17 protein-coding genes are annotated in these 22,907 nt (G+C 70.9%); 7 read left to right on the forward strand and 10 right to left on the reverse strand.

All coding sequences use genetic code 11. The features are described from left to right. Positions 1-3: 3 nt before the first annotated feature. The gene (locus tag WME95_RS04205) at positions 4-2,046 is read right to left on the reverse strand and encodes a hypothetical protein (protein ID WP_437907116.1); all 2,043 of its coding nucleotides are present in this window, start codon (positions 2,044-2,046) and stop codon (positions 4-6) included. 581 nt (positions 2,047-2,627) lie between these two features. Here WME95_RS04205 and WME95_RS04210 point away from each other — a divergent pair. Further along, entirely contained in the window at positions 2,628-4,310 is a 1,683-nt protein-coding gene (locus WME95_RS04210; RefSeq protein WP_437907117.1) for a delta-60 repeat domain-containing protein, read from the forward strand. Positions 4,311-4,388: 78 nt separating this feature from the next. Here WME95_RS04210 and WME95_RS04215 read toward each other — a convergent pair whose 3' ends face one another. Then, positions 4,389-5,855 carry a glucose/sorbosone family PQQ-dependent dehydrogenase gene (locus WME95_RS04215; protein WP_437907118.1) on the reverse strand — a complete coding sequence of 489 codons (1,467 nt, stop codon included), beginning with the start codon at positions 5,853-5,855 and terminating at the stop codon, positions 4,389-4,391. Positions 5,856-6,333: 478 nt separating this feature from the next. Next, the gene (locus tag WME95_RS04220; protein WP_437907119.1) at positions 6,334-7,134 is read right to left on the reverse strand and encodes a DUF4339 domain-containing protein; all 801 of its coding nucleotides are present in this window, start codon (positions 7,132-7,134) and stop codon (positions 6,334-6,336) included. A gap of 203 nt (positions 7,135-7,337) precedes the next feature. Here WME95_RS04220 and WME95_RS04225 point away from each other — a divergent pair, with 203 nt between their 5' ends. Next, positions 7,338-8,129 (forward strand): hypothetical protein, encoded by a 792-nt coding sequence (locus tag WME95_RS04225; protein ID WP_437907120.1) that lies wholly within the window; start codon positions 7,338-7,340, stop codon positions 8,127-8,129. Positions 8,130-8,159: 30 nt separating this feature from the next. Here the strand turns inward: WME95_RS04225 and WME95_RS04230 are convergent, their stop codons facing one another. The 7 genes from WME95_RS04230 to WME95_RS04260 all read right to left on the reverse strand — a co-directional run bounded on the left by WME95_RS04230 (position 8,160) and on the right by WME95_RS04260 (position 18,803). After that, positions 8,160-10,352 (reverse strand): hybrid sensor histidine kinase/response regulator, encoded by a 2,193-nt coding sequence (locus WME95_RS04230; protein WP_437907121.1) that lies wholly within the window; start codon positions 10,350-10,352, stop codon positions 8,160-8,162. Next, positions 10,336-11,901: a methyl-accepting chemotaxis protein gene (locus WME95_RS04235; RefSeq protein WP_437907122.1), complete on the reverse strand. Its 1,566-nt coding sequence runs from the start codon at positions 11,899-11,901 to the stop codon at positions 10,336-10,338. The genes WME95_RS04230 and WME95_RS04235 overlap by 17 nt, the downstream gene beginning before the upstream one ends. A 137-nt stretch (positions 11,902-12,038) precedes the next feature. Continuing rightward, positions 12,039-12,620: a YfiR family protein gene (locus WME95_RS04240; RefSeq protein ID WP_437907123.1), complete on the reverse strand. Its 582-nt coding sequence runs from the start codon at positions 12,618-12,620 to the stop codon at positions 12,039-12,041. Between the two features lie 75 nt (positions 12,621-12,695). Further along, complete coding sequence (locus tag WME95_RS04245; protein ID WP_437907124.1) at positions 12,696-13,049, reverse strand: response regulator; 354 nt, start codon at positions 13,047-13,049, stop codon at positions 12,696-12,698. 155 nt (positions 13,050-13,204) lie between these two features. Beyond that, positions 13,205-13,693: a chemotaxis protein CheW gene (locus WME95_RS04250; RefSeq protein ID WP_437907125.1), complete on the reverse strand. Its 489-nt coding sequence runs from the start codon at positions 13,691-13,693 to the stop codon at positions 13,205-13,207. Between the two features lie 163 nt (positions 13,694-13,856). Next, positions 13,857-16,196, reverse strand: a complete 2,340-nt coding sequence (locus WME95_RS04255) for a TonB-dependent receptor (protein ID WP_437907126.1) — start codon at positions 16,194-16,196, stop codon at positions 13,857-13,859. Positions 16,197-16,589: 393 nt separating this feature from the next. Beyond that, positions 16,590-18,803 carry a hypothetical protein gene (locus tag WME95_RS04260; protein WP_437907127.1) on the reverse strand — a complete coding sequence of 738 codons (2,214 nt, stop codon included), beginning with the start codon at positions 18,801-18,803 and terminating at the stop codon, positions 16,590-16,592. A 111-nt stretch (positions 18,804-18,914) separates the two neighbouring features. On the opposite strand from WME95_RS04260, the gene trmB reads away from it, so the two are divergent. The 5 genes from trmB (at position 18,915) to WME95_RS04285 (ending at position 22,779) form a co-directional block, all read left to right on the forward strand. Continuing rightward, positions 18,915-19,595, forward strand: a complete 681-nt coding sequence (gene trmB / locus WME95_RS04265) for a tRNA (guanine(46)-N(7))-methyltransferase TrmB (protein ID WP_437907128.1) — start codon at positions 18,915-18,917, stop codon at positions 19,593-19,595. Positions 19,596-19,652: 57 nt separating this feature from the next. Then, positions 19,653-19,889, forward strand: a complete 237-nt coding sequence (locus tag WME95_RS04270; protein WP_437907129.1) for a hypothetical protein — start codon at positions 19,653-19,655, stop codon at positions 19,887-19,889. A gap of 581 nt (positions 19,890-20,470) precedes the next feature. Then, the gene (locus WME95_RS04275) at positions 20,471-21,205 is read left to right on the forward strand and encodes an MXAN_6577-like cysteine-rich protein (RefSeq protein ID WP_437907130.1); all 735 of its coding nucleotides are present in this window, start codon (positions 20,471-20,473) and stop codon (positions 21,203-21,205) included. Between the two features lie 86 nt (positions 21,206-21,291). Next, positions 21,292-21,420, forward strand: a complete 129-nt coding sequence (locus WME95_RS04280) for a hypothetical protein (RefSeq protein ID WP_437907131.1) — start codon at positions 21,292-21,294, stop codon at positions 21,418-21,420. 426 nt (positions 21,421-21,846) lie between these two features. After that, a complete protein-coding gene (locus WME95_RS04285) occupies positions 21,847-22,779 on the forward strand; it encodes an SDR family NAD(P)-dependent oxidoreductase (RefSeq protein ID WP_437907132.1) in 933 nt (310 codons plus the stop codon). Positions 22,780-22,907 lie beyond the last annotated feature (128 nt).

Consider the following 22,907-nt stretch of genomic DNA (forward strand, 5'->3'; position numbering starts at 1 on the left):
CGGTCAGTACAGCGAGGAGTAGTTGGTGAAGTAGTGGTTCAGGGTCACCTCGGATGTGGGGCACAGCGCGAGAACCATGGCGTTCTGCGCGCTGTCAACCCCATCCACCTCGAGCCCCAGGATCGACCCCGCGGTGGTGCGTGTGCCCGCGCGGCCGAGCTCGCCGTCCGGACCGACGTGAAATGAGATCATCCTGAGGGAACCGCCGCTGGTGCGGGCGCCGATCAGCGTGTCCGAAGCGCCAACCCTCGCGGACGACACCTCGGCGACGCCCTCCGCGTCCCACTGATCGATGGCGCTCAGCTGCCCGGTGCTGGTGATCTGCCAGGTCTGGACACGAAGGCCGGAGGACGTCGCCGCGGAGACGACGGCAACCTCGCGACTCAACAGGCTCACCCCGCCCTCGCTGCCGGTGCGAGCGACGCTGACATCCACGTCCGAAACTGTGAAGGCCGCGTCGGTGTTGATGTCCCGGGCCTGCTCGCTGTCGACGAGGGTGACCGTCGAACCGGTGGAGTCGATCTGCCAGCTCCGCACCCAGAGGGTGTTATCCGAGCTTCGCCGCTCGACGGTCACCACGCCCTGCCAGGAATCGAACCACTCGTTCGGGCCGCGGCCCACGGTCACGGTGGCGACACCGAGGTCGCTGATCGCCGTGGCGGAGGCCGCGCTGGCGAGCCGGTTCACCGTGATCTCCTCGGTGCCCGTGAACGTCGCGCCGTAGCTGATGACCGACATGGCATTCGTGCCGTTCTGGATGGCGACGACGATCCCGTCGTGGCTGGGAGGTTCCGTGGCCTCGACCTGGCCGATTCCCGTCGTGGACTCCGTCCGGCTGACGCCCCTTACGAGGCCCGCGGTCGTGGTCACGAAGTAGGGGATGAGCTTGAGCTTCGCGGTTCCACCGGTCTGGACCGCGGCGATCACGTGCCGGGACGAGTCGCTGAGGGTCGAGAGGGCGACGTCACCGATCGCGCCCTCCTCCTCCGGTGTGCCGAGGGTGATGTTGCCGCTCGCGTCGAACAGCATCGCGTTTACGGCGAGATTGCCTGCTTGATTGCGGTACGCGGCCACGCCGCCCGTCGTGCTGAGGGCCAGCGCCGGGGCCGTGCCGTACTCCATACCCAGCTCGTCCACCTTCGGCCCGAGCGGGTCAGGCCAGAGCAGGTAGGTGGTCCCGTTGAAGGGCAGCACGGCGCCGCTGAGCCGGTCCCAGTTCGTCGCCGTCGGAGCCACGCCGGGTGTCTGGTCCTGAGACCACGCTTCCACGAACTCGATCGGGCGGCTGAGCCCGCAGGTGTTGCCGTCGGGATCCATCGTGATCTCCACGGCGCTCATGTGGAGGTGCGTGCCGGTTACGCGGCCCGAGAGGCCGATTCGGCCGACGAAATCGCCCTTGCGCACGGGGATCGGCGCGAAGCCCCGGTGATCGAGGCGAGCGCCCTCGACCAGCACACCGTGCCAATCGGGGAGATTGCAGTACTTGGGCTGGTCATCGAAGAGGAGGGAATCCGTGATGGGGCAGAGGTCGCTCGGGATGCTGTGCTGTTGGAGGTGGGCCAGGGTGACGGTATGATTGTCGAAGGTGCGGATGACTAGGTGGTTGCCGCCGTCGCTGCACTTGTCCGTGCCGTCGCCCGCGAGGTTCGGGCAAGCGATGGGCTCGGAGCCGTCATCGTTGTCGTCGGGCAAGTTCCGGAAGCAGGCGATGATCTCGCCTTCCACCGGGGAGTAGAGCGGCATTCCCCAGTCGACTTTGTCGTATTCGCCGAGCGGGGCGGTCGCGCCCTCTTTATAAGACGAGTAGGCGTTCGTCGCGTTGTCCCAGCGCACGCCGGAGATGTCGAGAGCGCACAGGCCGTGGCCATTGGCGAGGCAGTTGTAGTTGATGTGTCCTCTGGTCTTCATGTACGAGAGTTGCGGCAGCGAGTCGCCGCGCCACGGCACCTTGAGCTCGTAGGCGCGGGCGGTGAGCGGAGCCAGGACGGTGAGTGCCGCGATGAGCGCAGGCGCGATGCCATGGGAGCGTTTCGTGGAAAAAGTCATGGACGACGCCACGGCAAGGACCGTTCCACGCGGTGCGAGGAGCGAATCGGTTCTGTTGCCCGGCAAGGTTTGTCGGGCGGCAGCGCTTGCACCCAACGCCCGCCCGCAGGTGTCGCGACCCCCGTCTCGACGTGGTGCTGCCGCTGGCCTGGAGCGTCGAATAGGTTGAGATCCCAAGAAATCAACGGGGAGGCGGCGAGCGGCCCCGTCGTCGTGGCCCGACGCCGCGTCCGGCTCTCCGCAACGCACGAGCGGAGAAATCGTGAAACAGAGCACTTTCTTGACGAGGCGGACCCCCAGCCCGTCGTGGCCTCATCGGCGGCGCACGCCGAGCTGTTCACACCAGGGTCGTGGGATGTCACGTGACAGGCCATGGCGAGTCACGTGACATGTCACGTGACATCCTCACGCCGCACGGGGAGCGCTCGCGCCTCGACGCCGGCGGCACTTCCACTTCGCCCCGATCCTCTCCTAGGACTACAGAAGGCCGTGGCGGCGCCCCTGAGCGCCTGCGCGCGGGCTGGCCCGCGATGCGGCCGCCGTCTCGACGTCGTCCCGCGGGTGACCTAGCCTGGCGGGCCGTGAACAGCACAACCCATCGAAGAACCGCCGCCCTGGCCCGCGCGGCGCTCCTGGGGGGCGCCGCGGCGCTCCTCGGCTGCGAGGCGCTCCTCGGCATCGAGGACGTGTCGCTCGACTCGGGCGCCGGCGGCGGCGCCTCGTCGTCCTCGTCCCCCTCTGGTTCCGGCGGGGGGACGGCCGACGGAGGCGGCGGGCAGGGGGGCCAGGCCGAGGGCGACTTCACGTTCGCGATCCTGGCGGACTCGGTCGATGTCCCTTACAACGGCGTCAATCACGTCCACGTCGCGATCACCCGCATCGGCGGCTTCGATGAGCCGGTCGTGGTCGACGTGCAGGCGGCGCCCGCCGGCCTCGTCGCGGATCCGATCACCATCCCGCCCGGCAGCAGCGCGGGCAGGCTGGAGGTCGGCGCCTCCGGCGCGCTCACGCTGGGCACGGCGTTCGACCTCGACCTCATCGCCACCTCCGGCCGGACGACGCGCACCGACAGCGCGCGCGCCGTGGTCACGGGCAAGCCCGGCACGCTCGACGAGAGCTTCGGCGCGGCGGGCATCACCTCGTGGAACCTCGCCTCGGACGGCGGAGGGCTCCACGACATCCGGCAGGGGGCGTCGGGGCAGATCCTGACCGCCGGCAACAGCGTCAGCGGCGTCGGCGCGTCGAAGCTCGAGGGCTTCCGCCTGCTCCGCGACGGCGCGCTCGACCCCGCGTTCGCGGGCGGCCGCGTGACGAGCAGCTTCTGCAACTGCACGAAATACCAGGAGATCCGCGGCATCACGCGCCTCATCAACGGCGCCGTCTTCCTCGCCGGCTACGCCAGCGGGGAGGCCACGGACGACATCGCCTTCCTGCGCTACCGGGACAACGGGACGCAGGACAACATCGACTCGGCCAACACGGGCAAGGGCCTGATCGATCTCGGCGGCGACGAGCACGTGGCGGCCATGGATCTGTCGGCCTCCGAGCAGCTCTTCGTGACCGGCGAGCGCGATGGGCAGCTGTTCGTCGCGGCGATCAACCCGACGTACGGCTACCTCGACAACAAGTTCGCCACGGTCGGGTGGATCGCGCCGCTTGGCGTCGGCCCGAGCGCGGGCACGGCGCTGGCGGCACGTCCGGACGGCTCGGTGCTGGTGGCCGGCTGGGCGGAGCTGGGCGGCGACCGGGACATCGTGCTGGTGTCGCTCGCCGCGAACGGCGCGGTCAGCGGGCTGGGGCAGCTGACGGTCACGAGGCCCGGTCAGCAGGAGCCGGTGGCCGTGGTCGTCCAGCCCAATGGCAGCGTCCTCGTGGGCGCCCGGAGCACCGAGGCGGGGTCGAGCGACTTCCTCGTGGTGAGCATCGACGCCGACGGCCGGCTCGACCCGACCTTCGGGGAGGACGGCTTCGCGCTGGCCGGCCTCGCGGGCGGCGACGCGGTCGACATGGCGCTCCAGCCCGACGGCCGCATCGTGGTCGCCGGCAACGTGGGGCCGCGCGAGGCCAACCAGCCCACCCTCGCGCGCTTCCTGCCGGACGGCGCGCTCGATCCGACGTTCGGCGACAAGGGCGTTCAGGCGCTCTTCCTCGGCGAAGAGGACTTCGTGCAGTCGATGACGCTCTCGACCGACGGCAAGCTGCTCGTGTCCGGCATCCGGCAGACGTTTCCCACCCACGGCCTCGTCGCGCGGCTCTGGAACTGAGCGAAGCGCCCCGTCAGGGGGCCAGTCGGGCGCGGGCCTGCGCCGGCACGACGCAGGCCCCCCGACTCCGGTGCTGGCTCAGTGCGATGTCGTGTACTTGAACTCGAGGATCGCCCCCGGGTTGTCCAGGACCGTCGTGACGCCGCCGGTCGGTCCGCTCGTGTTCCCCGTGGTGTCCGTGATGATGTAGAAGGTCTTGCGGTCCGGGCTCATCGCGAGATCGCGGTACCGGTTCGTGGTCTGGAAGAGGACGGTGGGCTCGCCCTCCACGGTCTTCCCGTTCGGGCTCAGCTTCACCTTGTACACGGCGCCCTTCTTGAGGGAGGTCATCAAGAGAGTGTGATCCCACCCGGGGATGCCGTGCCCGGCAGGGTAGTAGTGGAGCGAGGAGGGCGCGATGGTCGGCCAGCAGATGTACTGGGTGAACCCGCACGCCCAGTCGAAGAAGACGTAGTCGTTGGGGACGGTGTAGAAGGTGAGGAGCGGCTCCTTGAAGTCCGGGTGGCTGAAGGCGCTCTCCAGCTGCCGCGGCACGGACGGGGGAGGAGCGAAGTCGCTCCAGGAGAGCTCGTTGCACGGCGTCGGGCTCGAGGCCGACCAGTTGTCGTACGTGTACGCCTGGTCGTCCTGGTAGCCGGCGACGTACGGCCAGCCATAGTTGTTGCCGGGCTGGATGAGGTTCAGCTCGTCGTCGCTCTTCGGCCCGTGCTCGTTCGCGTAGAGCTTGCCGCCCCGGCCGAACGTGAGGCCCTGCGCGTTGCGATGGCCGTAGGAGTAAATATGGCTGCGGACCCCGTCGATCTTCGGGTTGTCCTTCGGGATCGAGCCATCGACGTTCAAGCGCAGGATCTTGCCGACGTATTTCTGCCAGTCCTGCGCCGCGACCTCGGCCGCCGTCGGCAGCTCCTGCGCGCGGATGGGGTTGCACATCCTGGCGAACTGGTTGTTCCCCTGATCCCCGATGGTGTAATAGAGCTTCCCATCGGGCCCGAACAGGAGCCGCGCGGAGTTGTGATCGTCGCTCCCCGGAAGGCCCGTGATGACGTCGACAGGGTTTCCGAGGGTCTCGGTCACCCGGTTGTACGTGTAGCGGCGGATCTTCGTCCTGCGGTCCACCGCCGGATCTGCCGCGACGTTGTAGGTGAAGGAGACGTACACGTAGTCCTTCCCTTTGTGCTTGAGCAGATCCGGGTGCAGCGCCAGGGCCAGCAGCCCGTCCTGACCTCCCGACTGGAACGCCTCCGGGATGGTGATCGCGGTCTTCTGAAGGCCGTCCTCCGGCCTCACGCGCACGACCCGCTTCCCGGTGCGCTCGGTGAGCCACAGGTAGCCATCCGGTCCCAAGACGATCCGCATCGGAAACGAGAGATCCCGCACGATCTCGCGCGAGGTGAAGGTCGGCTCCTCGCCGGAGCACGCCTCGTCGCCATCGCCGGGATCCTCGGCCTCCTCGGCGACGAGGGCCTGAGCATCGGATTCGAGCGGCTCGTCCGGGGGAGCCGCCTGGCCACATCCGGTGAGGCTCCACGAAGCCGTGGTGAGCAAACCAACTTGAGCCAGAACAACAGCCAGGTTGCGTGAGATAAAGGGCGACATAGGACTACCTCCCTGTCTCGTTCACGGGATTTTTAAATGTCGGTGCTGACCCGATCCCACCGCGCCATGGCGTGGCGGACGCGCTGGGAAAATCTCGGCATACAACCGGGGATTGCGAGACATCCGGTAGGGCCCTCCCCGATTAGAGTAAGGTCTTTACTATAGCAAATGTGGAGCTCGCTCGCACTGACAACGTTGATTTGCGATGTTGGCGATGTCGGCGGATGACATTGTGCGTGAACGAGCCACTGTGTCGTTCCTGGCGCGGACATGGCTGCGCTCGCGCTCGTGGCGTCGCTTGCGCCTCGGCGGCCTTCGTGTCTGGGTCGCTGTGCCAGGACGGCCGAGCGTCGCAGCGCGGCCGATCTCGCGACGTCGCGTGTCGCGTGTCGCGCGGCGCTCGATGGAGCGCTGGATCTTGGTGGGGTTACTTCGTCGGCGCCGGCTGTGCGGACACGTCGAGCTTCTCGATCGAGCGCGGGGTCCCGAAGCCGGGCCCGCCGAGCGCGGTCTCGACCTTCAGATACACGCCCTGATGCCCGGAGGAGCGCGCGGCGTCGAGGAGGACGTCATTGCGGTAGAGCGTCACGACCAGCCCCGCGACGACCGACAGCGCGAGCGTCAGGCGCTGCACCCGGCCCGTGTCGCGCGCGCGGGGCGCCGCGTAGGTCGCCTCGTTGAACAACTCCGGCTCCCGCGCCTCCGGCATCCACGGCGGCGAGGTGGGCCGAGACGCCGCGAGCATCGCCGCGGGCGGCGCCTGCACCTCGGTCCGCGTCACGAGGTGAGGCGAGCTGTCGTCCAGCGCTCGGAGCGGCATCGTGTCGCCGAGCGACATCGGGGCGCCGAGCGGCATCGTGGAGGACATGGGCGACGCCACCGGCGTCGGATGATCGGAGTCCATGTTCCGCCGCCCGGGGGCGCGCGGGGGCGGCGGAGGCGGGCCCCGGCGCGCCGTGCTCGGCGGAGGACCCTGGACCTGCGCCGGCTCGGGGGGCGTCGGCTCGATTCCCGCCACGACGCCGAGCGGCTGCCAGGCGGCCATCCCGGGGCGCCATATCTTCGTCGTCTCGTCGATCACATCGAGACGGAACAGATCGTCGAGCTTGTCCAACGTGAGCACCTTGATGTCGTCAGGCGCGATCGCGACGTGCCAGAGACTCTCGCGATCATCGGTTGCCGGGACGGGCGGCGCCGGGCGCCTGGCCGGAAGGGGCGGCGGTTTCATACAAAGTCCTCCCTTGCGTCCCCGAGGATGCCACGGCGCGAGCGCACCGTACACACCGACATGAGCCTCGGCGTGCTTTCGAGACGGTGCGGATTTTTGCAATGAGTGAGGTGTGAGCCGTAACGCTGTGACCCGTGGCGCTGGCGAGATCCTCGCCATGCCGGTATTCTCGCCCGCGATGGCGGCGGAGCATGGAGGCAGTCATGAACATCGCGGATGAGGCGATCGCGGCCGGCAACAGCGCTGGATCGTCCAGCTTCCGACGCTGGATGCGCGTGATGCCGGCGCTCCTCCTCGTCGCGGCCGCCGCGTTCGTGGCGGCATATTACGTCCCGCTTCACCGCGCTCACGTGCTCTTGCTGGAGGAGCAGCGGAAGTCGAACCAGAGGGCCAAAGAGCTCGAACAGACGCTGAGCCAGGTGCGCGGGGAGCTCGAGGCGAAGACGGCGCAGATCCAGAAGGGCGAGGCGGAGCGGCAGCAGACCGAGGCCGCGAAGAAGTCGGGCGCCGAGCGGGTCGGGCAGCTCAAGGCGGAGCTCGCGGGGAAGCTCGACAAGCACGTCAAGAAAGGGGTCGCGGCGGTCGCGGTCGCGGAGGGGCAGGCGTTCGTCGCGCTCTCGGAGGGCGCGGTGTTCCTCCCCAACACGGTCGACGTGAGCCCGCAGGGGCAGGCCCTCCTGTGCCAGGTCTCGGGCGCGCTGTCCGCGAGCGGCGGCGGCCAGGCGCCGCTGCGCGTCGGCGCGGTCAGCGGTCCTCCGGCCTCGGTGCCGGCCCCCTTGCAGGCCGCCTATCCGACGCCGTGGGAGCTCTCCGCGGTCCGGGCGGCGACCGTCACGCAGACGCTCCAGGACAAGTGCTCGGTGGCAGGGGCCCGGCTGTCGGCGGTGGGGCACGCCGAGCACGACCCCGCGGCCGCCGCGCTCGGGGAGACCAAGCTGCCCCCGGGGCGCGTCGAGATCTCCGTCGCGCTGCCGGCGGCCTCCGCCGACAAGTGACGGCCGCGAGGGCGCTCGACGTGCCCGCCGTCACGCGCCCCCCAGGCTGGCCGCGATGATCCGGCGCAGCTCCTCCTCGACGAACCGCTGCTTCGACAGCACCGCCCGCACGCCGAGCCCGCGCAGCGCGGCCTCGCTCTGCTCCTGCGCCGCCGTCGTCAGCACCACGACCGGCACCCGGGCGAGCCCGGGCGAGCGCCTGAGCTCCGCCACCATCTCCAGGCCGCTCAGGTAGGGCATCTCCAGATCGGTCAGCACCACGTCGGGCGGCGCCGCGCGCGCCCGCGCGAGCCCCTCCCGCCCGTCGCTCGCCTCCTCCACGCGGAGCCCCATCGACCGCAGGATGCCGCAGAGCAGCTCCCGCGCGACGGGCGCGTCCTCCACGACCAGCGCGAGCGGCTCCCGCTTCTGGTCGGCGGCGGCCGTGAAGGGCGCGTTTCCCGGCGCCTGCCGGGTGTACGCGAACAGCCGCTCCACGTCGAGGAGCAGCATCGCCTCGCCGTCCGCCGTCGGCGCCACCCCGCGCACGAGCGGCGAGGTGAGGGGCATCTCCTCCGAGCGCACGAGCGCGACAAGCCGGGGGTTCTCGTAGCCGTCCACGCTCACCGCGAACAGGCCCGCGGCGTGGTGCAGCACGAGCGCCGCGTCCCCGGGCGCGGGCTGGCCTCCGTCGCCGAGCACCGCCCCGAGCGCGTACAGCGGCGCGAGCTCCGCGCAGGCGCCGCTGGTCAGGCGCACGCGCGGCCCGTCGGGGGCGCGCAGGAGCTCCTCGTCCTCCAGCAGCACGACCGAGTGCACGGCGTGCGTCGGCACCGCGCACCGGAAGCGCCCGCTGGAGACGGGGACCACCTCCTCGCCGTGCAGGTTCTTCGGCACCACGAGCACGATCGTCGTGCCGAGCCCGGGCTTCGAGTCGACCCGCACCTGCCCGCCCAGCGCGCCGATCTCGCGCGCCACGATGTCGAGCCCGACGCCCCGGCCCGAGATCGCGCCGACGCTGCGGCTCGTCGTGAGCCCGTGCGCGAACAGGTACGGGATGAGCTCGGCGTCGTCGAGGGTCGAGGCGCCCGGGACCGACGGCGCGAGCACCTCGCGCAGGCGGGCGAAGTCGACCCCGCCGCCGTCGTCCTTCACCTCGACCCGCACGGCGGCGTCGGTCTGGACCACGGTCACCGCCACCGTCCCGCGCGCGGGCTTGCCGCGGCGCGCCCGGACGTCTGCCGGCTCGATCCCGTGGTCGATGGCGTTGCGCACGAGGTGCAGGAGCGCCGGCTCGAGGCGGCGCTCCACGGCCGCGTCGAGCAGCCCCGTCCCCTCGACCCGCGCCTCGACGTCCTTGCCCAGCATGCGCGCCGCGCTCCGGGCGGCGAGCGACACCTGGTTCAGCAGGCGCTCGGTGCGCACGACCGACGCCCTCCGGACCACCTCGTCGAGCTCGTCGAGCGCGCGCCCCGCCGCGAACTCGTTGCTGGACCAGTCCGCCCGGACGGCGCTCAGGAGGCGCTCGATCTCCGCGCCATAGCCGAGCGTCTTCGCGATGCGCTCCGCGAATCGATCCACGTCCGCGCCGCGGGGGTCGATCTCGACGAGCAGCGCGCGGAGCATGCGCTGGGACTCGCGGAGCCGCCGCTGGATGACCTCCCGCTCGCCGTGGAGCCGCTGGAGCTCCTGCAAGAGCGCCCCGACGGCCTCGGCGTCGAGGGCCGCGCGGGCGGTCGGCTGGGCGGGGTCGGGCGGCGCGTCGGGCGGGTCCAGCCGCGGCGGCAGGACGCTCTCGTGCACGGAATCAGACGCCGGCACGAGCGGCGGTACGAGCGCCGGCGCGAGCTCGCCGGCGGGCGGGCCGCCGCCGCCGAGCTCCGCGCGCGCGGCGCGGAGGGTCTCCTTCACGATCTCGAGCTCGCGCGCGGCCTCGGCGTCGGGGCTCGCCGACAGGAGCCCTAGCCCCTCCAGCGCGCCGAGGAGGCTGTCGCCGGTGAGCTGCGTGGGGCGCGCGCCGCCCCGCACCGCGTCGATGACGTCCTCCGCCAGCTCGGCCAGGTCGCCGCACGCGGCGAGCTCCAGCATGTGCGCCTCGCCCTTCAGCGTGTGCAGGAGCCGGCGCAGCACCTGCAGGTTGCCGCTCTGGCCCTGCTCGTAGCCGAGCCACAGGTCCGTCGCCTGGGCCACGCGGTCGGGCATGGTCCGGCGGAAGGCGGCGACGAGATCAGCCCGGCTCCTCATCCGCGTCCGCCTCCGCGCTCTCGGGCTTGCCGGCCCTCGCCCCCGGCGGCTTGACCCGGAAGGCCTTCGCCGTCGTCTTGAGCACGTGCGACAGCTGGAGCAGCGACTCGGCCGAGCGCGTCGCGGCCACGCTGCTCGTCAGCGTGTCGTTCACCGCCCCGACGATGTTGACGATCGCCGTCTTGACCCGCGCCGTCCCCTCGCGCTGGTGGTCCACCGCGTCCGAGATCTGCGCGGCGGCCGCGGCCGTGTCGCGGGCCAGCTTGATCCCGTCCTCGGTCGCGAGCACGGACGCGTGGGAGGCCGCGTGCATGTTCGCCACGAGCTTCCGGATGTCGCGCACCGAGTCCATGACGTGCTCGGACAGGCGGCGCATCTCGGCGGCCACGAGCGAGAACCCGCGCCCCACCTCGCCGGCCTTCGTGCCCTCGAGCGCGGCGTTGAGCGCGAGCAGGTCCGACTTGTCGGCGATGCTCTGGATCAAGGACAGGATCTCGCCGATGCGGTCCGAGTGGGAGCTGACGAGGCGCGTCTGCTCCGCCGTGTGCTGGACGCTGACGAGGCTCCGCTGCGCCGTCTCGTGCACGGTGGCCGCGTCCTTCGCGATGTGATCCGCGCTGGCGGTCAGGGCCTCGACGGTCCGCCGGATCTCCTCGAGCGCCGCGTTCTGCTGGCTCGCGCTCGTCTCCTGCTCGCGCACCGACGAGAACATGCCGGCGGCGGCCGACGCGACCTCCGCCGAGGTGTTGCCGATCCGCGAGGCGAGCTCCTGGAGGCTCGTCACCATGGATCGGAACGCGGCGAACAGCTCCCCGTCGCCGGTGATCTTGCAGGTGAAATCGCCGCCCGCGACCCGCGCGGCCGTCTCCTGGAGCTCGCGCAGCTGGGTGTTCATCCGCTCGAACGCGCTGGCCATGTCCCCGAGCTCGTCGTCCGAGATCCTGAGGGACAGCCGGGCCGAGACGTCGCCGCGGGCGATCCGGTCCGCCGCCTCCTTGATGTGCGCCATCGAGCGCGTCATGCGCGCCGAGATGACCCAGGCGAGGCCCAGGCCGAGCAGCGCGATCCCCGCCGATTGCAGGGCGATCGTCCTGCGCGCGTCGGCGCGGCGCTCGGCGATCCGGTCGCTGCGCAGCCCGACGGCCAGCGTCCCGAGCTGGCGATCGCCGTTCCGCGACCGGATCGGGGCCTCGCTGACGACGACGCCCGCGTCGCCCCGGCCCCGCGCGCCCTCGGGCGCCTGCACCGCGCCGATCGCGGCGATGCGCTGCCCCCTCGCGTCGTAGACCGACACCCAGCTCACCAGGGGATCGGTCATCGCGGTGCGCAGGGTGTCCGGGAAGGTCTCCGGCGGCTGCTCGAGGTCCATGGCCACGCCGATGGGCTCCTTCAGCATGGTCGCGAGGATCCCGGCGCGCTCGCGCAGCTCGGCCTCGCTCGCCCGCGCTGCGTGCTCGGGGATCAGCCACAGATCGAGCGCCGACAGCACGATGGCCACCGACGCGACGAGGGCGGCGATCTTCCAGCGGATAGAGCGAAAGTAGAGCATGGCGGGTGAGGGGCGGCGATGGCGGACGCTGAACGGGGGGCGCTTGATGGGCGATGGGAGATCGCGAGTCGTGAACCGTGAGCCGTGAACCTGCGAGCGGCGATGCGCGGTGTCCGGTGACGGACGCCGCGAGGGCCTCAGTCGACGATGCGGGCGAGCCGGAGGAGCTGCGGGTCGAAGCGGAGGCCGACGGCGTTGGCGTGCTTCACGTTCAGCAGGAGCTCGGGCTTGGCGCCCGAGAGCCCCACGGCGACGGCGCAGCCGCGCTTCGTGTCGTCGCCGTCGCCGCACACGACGATGCGGACGACGGCGCCCTCGCGCGACGGAATGTCCGGGATGGCCGCGGCGAGCCCGCGCGCCACATAGACCACCTCGGCGCCGGCGGCGCGCAGCGCCTCCTGCAGCTGGGCCCTTCCGCTGTACGTCACGCGCAGGACGGACGCCGGCCGCTTGGCCACGGTCGTCTTCGCGGCCAGCCTGGAGAGCACGGCCGCCATCGCGCTCGCGTCCTCCGCGCTCGCGCCCGACTCCGCCCCGACGACCGCGAGCACGGCCGTGCCCGCGCGGCTCGCGAACCCGCTCTCGTAGCCGATCGATCGCAGGAGGATGGCGCCCCGCAGCTCGTAGGGGACGGAGGCGGCAGAGCGGCTCTCGGTGCTCACGGTCGTGAGGAGGGCCGCGGCCATCAGCATTCGAATCGACGAGATCGGAGACACCATGTTCCGCTGGCGAGCTCTGTACGATCGCGGACGGATCCTCGACGGGCGTCGCATCAGTCGACCGCGGTCCCCACGTCAGCGTTCCTTGCCGGCGAGCCGCTGGACCAGGGCCGGCAGACGATCGAGGTGGCGCTTCGAGAGGACCGCGTCCGCCTGGACCTCCAGCTTCAGCTGCTCGAGCTCCCGCTCGGAGTGTCCGGACATCAGGATGACGCTGAGCTGCCCGAGCCGCTGGTTCTTCCGGAACAGGGTGAGCAGCCGGTCCCCACGGATGGTGGGCATGAAGACGTCGAGGACGACGATGCGCACCTGGTGCCGCACGATGGCCTGCGTCGCCCCGATGGGGGAGGGGAGCGCGAGCACCTGAAAACCGGCAGAGCGCAGCACGCGAGACACCTCCTCTCGGGCGATCTCGCTGTCGTCGATCACCAGCACAGGCGCGTTTGTCGGCGCGGTTGTCAACGTGCTCGCCGGCGCGCTCGCCGGCGAACGCGACAGCGGGGCCGCGCTCGCCGGGGACGCCTCATCGGCCGAATCGAGCGGCTGTCTGGCCCTGGACGCAGGGGATCGGGAGCTCGGAACGCTCATGGATTCGACCAGATGCCCTGAGCTTCGCGCGTCGCCACGAAGGGCCGAGGCGCAACGCCGGGAGCGTCGACCAGGTGGGTCACGTCGAGGAAGGTCACTGCTCCCTCGCTGGTGTCGACGACAGCGTTCGGCACGGGCTCCCCGAACACCTCGACCGCGGCGACACACCGCGTCTTGCCGGCGGGCAATCCCAGGTAGCCGCGCGCAGCGCGGCAGACGACGATGCGGAGCGGGGTAGCCGCCGGCTCCGCGAGGACGGGCGACAGGATCACGATGATCCTCCCCCGGTCCTGGAGGATGCCCATCACCCGGGGGTCGGTGCGCGGCAGCGGCAAGGGGGCGCGCCAGGCGATCACCTCTTCCACCTGCTGCGCCCTCACCGCGAACGTCACCGCGCCCATGTCGAAGAGCAGGAAATCGACAACGGCCCTCTCGCGCAGGCCCTTGTCCGGGGTATCGTCGAGCAGATCGTGAACCTGGCTCATTGCTTCGGACAAGGTGTCCTCGATTTATCACAAGGGCAGACGCCGGGGAGGTGCATTCGTATCGGGCTGCGCGGTGTCAGGAGATTTCTGACATCGGTTCTGCTGTCGCTGTCGTGCGCGTGGCCTTCCCGCGCGGGCCGCCTTCCCGCGCAGGCCGGCGGCATCAGTAAGACGCCTCGACGGAGGCGCCCACGTAGGGGCGACCGGTGGTGATGATCAGCCGGTGCGAGGCGTAGGACGGTGGAGGGACCTTGTTGAAGGTGAGGTTCTTGCCGAACACGGAGACCCAGACGCGCTCGATCGGCGAGAAGGACACAGAGGCGTCGAGGTTGAACGCCGATCGCGCCGCCAGCCGATCTCTGGGCGGCAGCTCGTCCGTGTCGTGGGCGGGCGCGTCCCTGGAGCCGTGGCTGTTCATGCCAGTCCGGAAGGTCGCGGCGAGCCCGGCGGTGAACCGGCTGGCGCTGTAGCTCAGGTGGCCTTTGACGAGGTGGATGGGGTAGTTGGCCCAGGTCTCGCCGTCCCAGTTGGTCAGGATGTTGAGGTCGCTCTCGGCGCCGAACGGCTTCGACACGCTGTACCAGAGGTCCCCCGCGAACCCGCCGCCGAGGTCGGCGATCGCGCCGATCTCGCCGCCGAGGGCGTCGACGTCCGCGGCGCTGTTCGAGAAGCTGCCCCACCAGCCGCCCGCGGACGGGTGCCTGGGGTTGTGGGCCACGTGGTCCTCGAAGTCCTCGGGCCGCACCTGATCCCACGACACCCAGCCGAGGGTGTTCTTGTAGCGCTCATAGAAGACCGCGACGTCGAGGGCGAGGCGCTCGTCGAGCAGGCCCACGACATAGTCGAGCTCCACGAGGTGGGAGGACTCCGGAACGAGCGAGGGCAGCGGCGCGATGGGCTCGTCCTCGAAGGCGGCGTTGAATTGCTCGAGCCAGTTGAAGTAGGCGGCGTCCGGGAAGCGGAAGCCCTTCTGGTAGGACAGCTTGACGTTCTGCGTGCCGCTGATCGCGTAGGCGGCCGCGACGCGGTAGGAGGGGCTGTCCACCGGCTCGGGCTCGCGCGAGAGGCCCGCGCGGAGGTTCAGCTCTCCAAACTCTGTGTGATCGAAGCGCAGGCCCGCGGAGACGGTGAGATCGTGGAAGGTGGCGGTGCTCTCGCCGAAGGCGGCGAGCTCGGTCCACGAGAAGCTCTCCGGGGACTCGAAGGCGGTCCCGTAGAGCCGTCCCCAGCGGGACCTCTGGCCGCTGAAGCGCTTGTGGCTCGCCGACGCGCCTATCGCGAGCTGGCTGTTCGGCAGCGCCGTCGTCTTGTAGACCGCCTTGATGTCCCGGTGTTCCTCGCCGAGGCCCCCGACCGGCAGGACCCCTGCGCCCGGGGCCGGATTGGACGCCTTCGCCATCTCGCCTGCGACCCAGTCGGCCGGGACGAGGGCCGTCTCGAAGGCCGAGAAGGTCGGGACCAGCTCGACCTTGTGCTGCCTGGACAGGTGGACGTGGATCTCCGGCGTGACCGTGAACGTCCTCTGCCGCACATGGCCGGTGTTGCTGTCGGACCACTGGCCCGCGAGCTGCTCGGGGGTCATGGCCCTGTTCGGGGCGTTGCCCATCATCGACGTCTGCGCGTAGTCGAGCCGCAGATCGACGCTGACGGGGCTGCGCTCGGAGCCGTAGCGGAAGCGGCCGAAGCCCTTGTAGCTCGGCTCGCCGAGGGCGTTGACGCGCGTGTGGCGCAGGAAGGGAGACGTCGTGACGCCTGCGTAGGCCTTGCCATACAGCTCCGCGGTGTTCGGCCGGGGCGCCTGGGGCAGCTCTCCTTCGTTGTCGGCGTGGCCGAAGTAGAGGAAGCAATCGGCGTTGTGCTTCTCGCTGAGCAGGCCGCCGTAGCTGACCTCCAGGGTGCGCGTGTCGCCGGAGGCATACGACGCCTTGCCCCAGAGCCCGGGGCGGGTGATCCCCGTGGGCCTGAGGACGTTGACGAAGCCGCTGATCGCGCCGGAGCCGTGGACGATGGCGCCGGGGCCGAGGATCACCTCGACCCGCTCGATGTCTCCGGTGAGGGGCACGGCCAGCGTGCTCCCGATGGCGCCGAAATGGGCGCGCATGTTCGTGTTCACGCCGTCGACCATGACGAGCGTCTTGGCGTTGTTGTCGATGAGCACGCCGCGCACGCCGATGAGGCGCGAGGTGCGCTCGTGCTCGCCGATCAGGACGCCGGGCTGGTGGGCTTGCAAGAGGTCGTCGAGCGAGCGGACGGCGTAGAGCTTCAGCGTCCGCGCATCATAGAGGCGCGCCTGACCGGTCGACGTCTTGCTCTCGGTCTCGAAGAAGCCAGTCGACGAGACCTTCACGTTGAGCAGCTCCTCGAGATCGAGCGAGAGGAACTGCCCCTGACCGCCGTCATCGCCGCTGGCCTGCGCCTCGCCCCCCGGGGTCTGCGCCCAGGAAGAGCCCGCCGCCCCGAGAGGGCATAGCAGCGAGCAGAGGAGCAAAGCCGACTTGCGCATCGATTCCCCACGTTCGAGCGCCGGGCAGGGCGCACGGGATCGGGGCGAGCCGGCGAGCCGGTGGCCCGAGGTCCTGGAGCACGGCTGGACCGCCGGCCATGGCTGTGCGCGACGGCGCCAGCGGGCGCGCGCTGCCCGGTCCCCCACGAATCTGCAACGGATCTGTTCGCTGACTTGCTGTATTGCGCGAACATCCCGATGTTACACGAATACCAGGATGCGTCAACGGCTGTCCTGAACGCTCGACGTGGAGCGCGGCGCGCCCGCCGGCGCGCTCTCGACTCTCGAGAGCGCATCTTGGGGGCGGGAGCTGCACCCGGGGCGCGACTCGATGGGAGTCGATGTGAGAAGGTGTGGTGTTCCCCGGTGAGCGGGCCGCGCCGGGGGCCGGCGTCAGCGCCCGGTGATCCAGTAATGGAAGGCGTGGAATCCAGCCCCGCGGCGCAGGGTGATCGCGATGGGGGCCGGCGTGGAGAGGCGCGCGGCGGGGAGGGGCAGCGCCCGCTCCACCCACGGTCCACGCGGCACGTCGATGGCGCCGATCTCCTCGCCCGCCACGGAGACGGCGAGCTCGGCGCCGTCGTCCGAGGCCACCCGGAGCACGAGGTGCGCCTCGGCGGGGAGCGCCGCGAGGTGGGCGACGAAGCGATCGGCGGTCCGGTGGTAGCGGCCGCCGTCCGCGAGCTCCGTGCGTGTGAGGTCGAGCTCCCCTGGCGCGCTGCTCTCGGGCGCGGCGAGCGCGATCGCCATGTTGCGCTGGTCCGCGAGCGGATCGAGCGCATAGGCGTGCGCCGCCTCGGACTCGAGGTCCGAGACGTCGAGCTCGTCGAGGATGCGCTCGCCGGGCACGGACCGCACCGGCAGCGCCCCTGAGCCGAGGAGGTCCCAGCGCGCCTCGTAGGCGATCATCGTGGTGCCGCCGAGGATGGCCTGGTCCTCGACGGTGGCGTCGACAAGCGCGCGGCCCAGCACCGGCGGGCACGCCATCCAGTGCGGGTAGACGATGAAGTGGGTCGGCCGGCGCTCCGTGGGCAGCTTCTCGTAGTGCTCGAACCTGGAGCCGGCGCCGGCCACCCAGTAGCGCGCCTCGCCCTCGGTGGTCAGGCCCACGACGTCGAAGGTCCTGCGGCCGCTGAAGTAGGCGAGCGCGCCCGTGTCGTTGACGCCGATCCTGGCGTCCTCCGGCAGGTGCTGCGCGGCCCAGCGGCCGAGCCAGACCTGCTGCCGATCGATGGCGCGGGCGGAGTTGGCGAGGTCGCCGATGGCCCACGGCAGCCGCGCGGCGAGGGCGCCGGCGAACGCGCCGGCGAGGAGGGGCGTCACGTAGTGGAGCGAGGGCCGGAGCCGCTGGGCGGCGTCGCCGAGCTCGCGCGCGAGGCAGGCGGCCATGACGATCCACGCCGGCGCGAAGGGCCAGACGTACCGCACGCGGTTCCAGAGGAAGCTGAGGTACGTGCAGGGCAGCAGCGCGCCGAGCGCCAGGGCGCCCACGATCGCGGCGTGCGCTGGGCGGCCCCTCCGGTGCGCGGCCACGGCGAGCGCGACGGCGCCGAGGGCGATGACGGCGGCGGAGCCCTCGGGGAGGAAGACAGCGGTCCACTGGCCGCCGTCGATCACGTCGGTCACGAGCAGCCGGACGTTGTCGAGGAGCGCGGCCCTGAGCGTCGGTCCGTCGTAGTTGGGGTTGCCGATCAGCCACTTGACGGAGGTCGTCGACGAGGTCGGGTGGCCCGCGAGCAGCAGGTTCAAGGCCGGGACGACGAGCGGACCGAGGAGCGGCGCGAGGGCGAGCAGGCGCCCGGCGGAGCGCGCGGAGTGCCAGAGAGCGCCGCTGCGGGAGGGGGATGGAGCGGAGAGGGGCGGCGCCGGGAGGGGCGCTGGAGGCACAGCGCGTGACGCCGAGAGGGCGAGCGCGATCGCGGCGAGCAGGGAGGCGAGCGCGCCCTCCGGGCGGAGCAGGGGCGCGACGAAGCCGCAGAGCGCGAGGGAGCGGGCGATGGAGGCGGTGGGCGGCTGCGCGGGCGCGCCGGGTGGCTCCGCGGGGGCCGCGCTGTCCGTGGTGGCCTCTGGCGGTGCCGGCTCGCAGAGCGCCGCTGCCAGACGGGCGGTGCGGGTGAGGATCCAGGCGAAGGCGACCGTCTCCATCCCGCTCCAGGCGAACCACGCGAACGCGGCGAACCCGGCGCACATCGCGCCCGCGCCGGCGGCGGCCGCGGGGCCGGCGAGGGGGCGCGCGAGGCGCGCGGTCTCGACGGCGAGCGCCGCGTGGAACACGAGCCCGAGCGCCCAGACCGCATAGACGAGCGAGAGATCGCGCAGGCCGAGCGCGTGGAAGGGGGCGAGCAGCACGGGCCAGAGCAGGCTGGTGGCGCCGCTCGAGTAGCCCTCGCCGGCGACGAAGCTGAAGAAACCGCCCTCGGCGAGCCGCCGGGCGTACTGCATGTGGATGAACGCGTCGTCGAGCGGCAAGGCCGGGCGTCCGGCCTGCGCAAGGATCGCCCTGATGCAGAGCGCGCCGAGCGCGCCGCTCGCGGCGAGGGCGGGCGCATAGGGGAGGGCGCGCGCGGCGAGGGCGCGCAGCCGGGAGGGGGCCGGAGGTGCCGCCATGGGGCCCGACGCATACCACCGTGCCGCCGGGGGACAGCGATTTCCCGCGCCGGGTGGCCGGCGGATTTCCCGCGCGGGGGCGGCCGGCATTTGGTAGAGCGCCGGGGCTCCATGGTCTTCCAGCCGCGCCCGAACCACCCCTACGCCGACGCGCCCCGCTTCCCCGACGGCGACGACGTCTCCATCGACGCCTTGATCCCGGGCGCCGGCCCCGTCGAGATCGAGATCGGCCCTGGCCGCGGCGGCTTCCTGTTCGAGCGCGCGGCGGCGAGCCCCGAGGCGCGGCTGCTCGGGCTGGAGATCCGCCTGAAGTGGTCGGCGATCGTCGATGGGCGCCTGAGGAAGGGCGGCCTCGGCGGCCGCGTGCGGGCGCTCAACGCCGACGCGCGCGAGGCGCTCGCGCGGCTCCGGCCCGACGCGTCGATCGCGCGGTTTTTCCTGCACTTCCCGGATCCGTGGTGGAAGAAGCGCCACACGAAGCGCCTCGTGATGGGCCCGGGGCTGCTCGACAGCCTCGCGCGCCTGCTCGTGGACGGCGGCGAGCTCTTCGTGCAGACCGACGTCGAGGAGCGCGGCGTGCTCTACGCCGAGCAGATCGGCGCGCATCCCGCGTTCGAGCCGGCGGGCGACGCGCCCGGCTCGCCGCTCCTCGCCGAGAACCCCTACGGCGCGAGGAGCCCCCGCGAGCACCACGCGATCGCCGACGGGCTGCCGGTGAGCCGGCTGCTCTACCGGAGGCGGCCGCGCCCGGCCGGCGGCGCGCCGCTGGATCCCGGCCAAGACGCCGGCTGAGCCCGCTGGACGCGCCGGCCGGGGCGCGTGAGGCGGATGGCGGCTACGCTGCACGTCATGCGGTCGATCCTCACGTGGACGACAGTCGCCGCGGCGATCCTCGCTCAGGCGTTCATCACCGTGCGCCTGTGGCGGAGCGAGCTGTGCTCGCGCCACCAGAAGCTCCTGCAAAGCGCGCTGAGTTGGCTATTGCCGGTCGCGGGATGCTTCATTGTGTACTCGGGGTTGCGGCAGGAAGACGATGTCTCCCGGCCGACGCCGAACACCGAGATGGAGAGTGACGACGAGGAGTAGATGGAGAATGGCCTGCTGAGCAGCACCGTGCGCTGCTCAGCAGGCCATGCTCCAGCTCTGGGGATCCCCTCCCGGGCACGCACGGTAGCCGCTACGCTGCTGCCGAATCGGGAGAGGGAGCCAAGCCTGCCCCAGGCGCAGCGCCCATCGCCGCATGTGCGTCGCCGACCCAGATCGTGGACCGATACCGTCGTGGTGTCGCAAGCGTGGGAGTCGAGCGCCCCTACGCCGCGCGAAGGACGGGGCCGGTCGGCCGGTGTCGAGGCTCATGTGTCCTACGGCGATGCGGGCACACCTGGGATGGGGGACGCGAGGCTTCGGGTGAAGGGCTCGTCCTGGGCTCTCCGTGGTGCTCCGAACAGAGGCAGTCGTTCTTTCGGACCCGAGATGAGAAAAAGCTGAGCCGCGCGCGCCGTCCGCAGCGACAGCGGTCCATGGGAGTCGTCGAAGCTGTCCAGAGCAAGTCATGATGTTGGCACGACTCCACTTACCTCTTACATCTGGAGGACGACATGCATCGTGCGCGCGTGAACATGGGGATCCTGGGTTGGCTGGCGGGCGTGGCCGTCTGTTCGGCACCGATGGTCGGATGTAGCGGCGGCGAGAGCACGCAGGAGGAGACGAGCGCCACGTCAGGCTCCACCACCACGAGCACGGGTAGCGCTACCGGCGGGAACGCGGGGAGTGGTGGAGACGTGCAGGGGGGCACGGGCGGGCTCGGGGGCGCTGGAGGGGAAGGCGGGAGCGGTGATGGCGGCGCGGGCGGCACCGGCGGCGCGGGCGGCACCGGCGGCGCGGGTGGCACCGGCGGCGCGGGCGGGCTCGGGGGGGCCGGAGGGCAAGGCGGGAGCGGTGACGGCGGGGCGGGTGGCACCGGCGGGGCGGGGGGGCAAGGTGGCCTCGACGGCTCGGGGGGACAGGGTGGGGCCAGCGAATCTCCGTGTCCCCCGACCCAGACGTTCTGTGATCCCGCGTGCGTCGATACGCAGACGGACAGCATGAACTGTGGGGCTTGCGGCACCACCTGCAAAGCGGGCTCGACCTGCCAGGCCGGCGCCTGCACATGCCCGCTGGCGGGGCAGACCTACTGCGATCCGCTTTGCGTCAACACGAACCTCGATCAGTTCAACTGCGGGGCGTGCGGCAACACGTGCGGCGGCGGCTCGTTCTGCACCGCTGGCGAGTGCACGTGCAACGCGGGGCTGGCGTACTGCGGCAACCGATGCGTGAACCTCAGCAACGATGAGAGCAACTGCGGAGCGTGCGGCACCGTCTGCACCGACGGACAGAACTGCGTCACGGGCATCTGTCGCTAGTTCCGCGTGTCAGAGATCTCGCCAGAAACACCGGTCGATGACGAGCGGTCGCCGGGCTCGCCTGGCGGCGCCCGAGCCACGTCCGCATGGTCATCGCCCGCGCCAAGTACCGCGACGCCGGCGCGGCGGACACGGCCGAGCCGACGATCGTGACCGCACCGCTGCCGCCGCAGATCCTGCCGCGCGCGCTCGCGACACCTTCGCTCCTGACCTGACCGACCTCGCGCGTTCGCAGGTGACCGAGCTCGTTCCACACGAGCTCGGTGCCGTCTTCGTCATAAGCCCCGTCGAGGAAGACCACGGGCGAGGCGCTCTCCGCTGGGCGTTTCCGACACGAAGTTAGCCAGTTTCCCTTCTGGCACAGACAGCGCAAATCGCTCCGTCCACCGTTGCGGCGGAAGGCTCGCGAGTGCTTCCGGCGGAAACATCGCCCTCACGAGGTTGATCCCCGCGCTCTTGCCGTTCCCGCCCTCGCCAAATAGAATCGGGCAGCGCTGAAATCTGACGGCGTCGCCAGCGTAATGTATATAATATTACATATCCGAGTGAACTCGTTGGATCTGTTGGTATTTTATGCCAACTGCCGGTCATTGGCGGAAAATTCTTGACAGGTCGGAATGGCTTCGCGCGGGCTATCCTCGGTGGCACGCCAGCGCGAACGCTTGGACGGCCTCGAGCTCGTCAAGGCGAGCCCGCGGCGCCGCGAACGTCGCGACGAGCACCGGCGGCCCCTCGGGCGGCTCCTCTTCGCCGTCGTCCCGTCAGCTGAAGACAGCCAGTCTCTCGAACCATTCCAATCCTTATTACACGGAGTTGAGATTACCATGCTCAGCAATAAAGTCGTTTTGATCACCGGGGCCACATCGGGAATCGGGGCCGCGACGGCGATCGCGGCGGCGCGGGCCGGCGCCAAGGTGGTGCTGGCCGCGCGACGCCAGGAGATGGGCGACGCGCTCGCGGCCCGCATCAAGGTGGAGGGTGGAAACGCGCTGTTCGTCCGCACCGACGTCACCGTCGAGGCGGACATCCACGCTCTGATCGAGCGCACCGTGGAGGTCCATGGGCGGCTGGACAGCGTCTTCAACAACGCCGGTATCGCCACCGCGCTCGGGCCGCTCGCGGACGTGCCGGTCGCCGATTACCTCGCTCTCATGCAGGTCAACCTGCACAGCATCTATCTGTGCATGAGGTATCAAGTGCCCGTCATGAAGAAGGGCGGCGGCGGCTCGATCGTCAACTGCGGCTCGATCGCCTCCACGGTCTCTGCGCCCGGGTTCGGCGTCTATGCCGCGACCAAGCACGCGATCCTCGGCCTCACCAAGTCTGCGGCCATCGACTACGCGGCGGACAAGATTCGCGTCAACGCCATCCTGCCCGGCCCGGTGGAGACCGAGATCTGGGATCATATGCAAAGCGGCGAGCAGGTGCTCGACGCCTTCGGCGCGGCCACGCTGATGAAGCGGTACGCGCACGCAGACGAGATCGCTCGACCGGCGGTCTTCCTGCTGTCCGACTGGTCGTCGTACATGACCGGCACGCAGCTGACCGTGGACGGCGGCTACACCGCAGTGTGACCCCGGGGCAGCGCGCCTCCGAAGATCCAGGCGCGCTGCCGGCACCTCGCCGCGACGACGCGTGGGCGAAGGTCGAGCAGTGGAGCCGTGAAGAGGGGGAATTCGAGAAGCGAGCGGCGTTCGCGCTG

Source organism: Sorangium sp. So ce327, from assembly GCF_051530205.1.
GTDB classification, from domain to species: domain Bacteria; phylum Myxococcota_A; class Polyangia; order Polyangiales; family Polyangiaceae; genus Sorangium; species Sorangium cellulosum_B.

Excerpts from the sequence above, each read along its gene's own strand:
- WME95_RS04205 (WP_437907116.1), bottom strand. The coding sequence starts at position 2,046 with ATGACTTTTTCCACGAAACGCTCCCATGGCATCGCGCCTGCGCTCATC.
- WME95_RS04220 (WP_437907119.1), bottom strand. The coding sequence starts at position 7,134 with ATGAAACCGCCGCCCCTTCCGGCCAGGCGCCCGGCGCCGCCCGTCCCG.
- WME95_RS04225 (WP_437907120.1), top strand. The coding sequence starts at position 7,338 with ATGAACATCGCGGATGAGGCGATCGCGGCCGGCAACAGCGCTGGATCG.
- WME95_RS04230 (WP_437907121.1), bottom strand. The coding sequence starts at position 10,352 with ATGAGGAGCCGGGCTGATCTCGTCGCCGCCTTCCGCCGGACCATGCCC.
- WME95_RS04235 (WP_437907122.1), bottom strand. The coding sequence starts at position 11,901 with ATGCTCTACTTTCGCTCTATCCGCTGGAAGATCGCCGCCCTCGTCGCG.
- WME95_RS04240 (WP_437907123.1), bottom strand. The coding sequence starts at position 12,620 with ATGGTGTCTCCGATCTCGTCGATTCGAATGCTGATGGCCGCGGCCCTC.
- WME95_RS04250 (WP_437907125.1), bottom strand. The coding sequence starts at position 13,693 with ATGAGCCAGGTTCACGATCTGCTCGACGATACCCCGGACAAGGGCCTG.
- WME95_RS04255 (WP_437907126.1), bottom strand. The coding sequence starts at position 16,196 with ATGCGCAAGTCGGCTTTGCTCCTCTGCTCGCTGCTATGCCCTCTCGGG.
- WME95_RS04260 (WP_437907127.1), bottom strand. The coding sequence starts at position 18,803 with ATGGCGGCACCTCCGGCCCCCTCCCGGCTGCGCGCCCTCGCCGCGCGC.
- trmB (WP_437907128.1), top strand. The coding sequence starts at position 18,915 with ATGGTCTTCCAGCCGCGCCCGAACCACCCCTACGCCGACGCGCCCCGC.
- WME95_RS04270 (WP_437907129.1), top strand. The coding sequence starts at position 19,653 with ATGCGGTCGATCCTCACGTGGACGACAGTCGCCGCGGCGATCCTCGCT.
- WME95_RS04275 (WP_437907130.1), top strand. The coding sequence starts at position 20,471 with ATGGTCGGATGTAGCGGCGGCGAGAGCACGCAGGAGGAGACGAGCGCC.
- WME95_RS04280 (WP_437907131.1), top strand. The coding sequence starts at position 21,292 with ATGGTCATCGCCCGCGCCAAGTACCGCGACGCCGGCGCGGCGGACACG.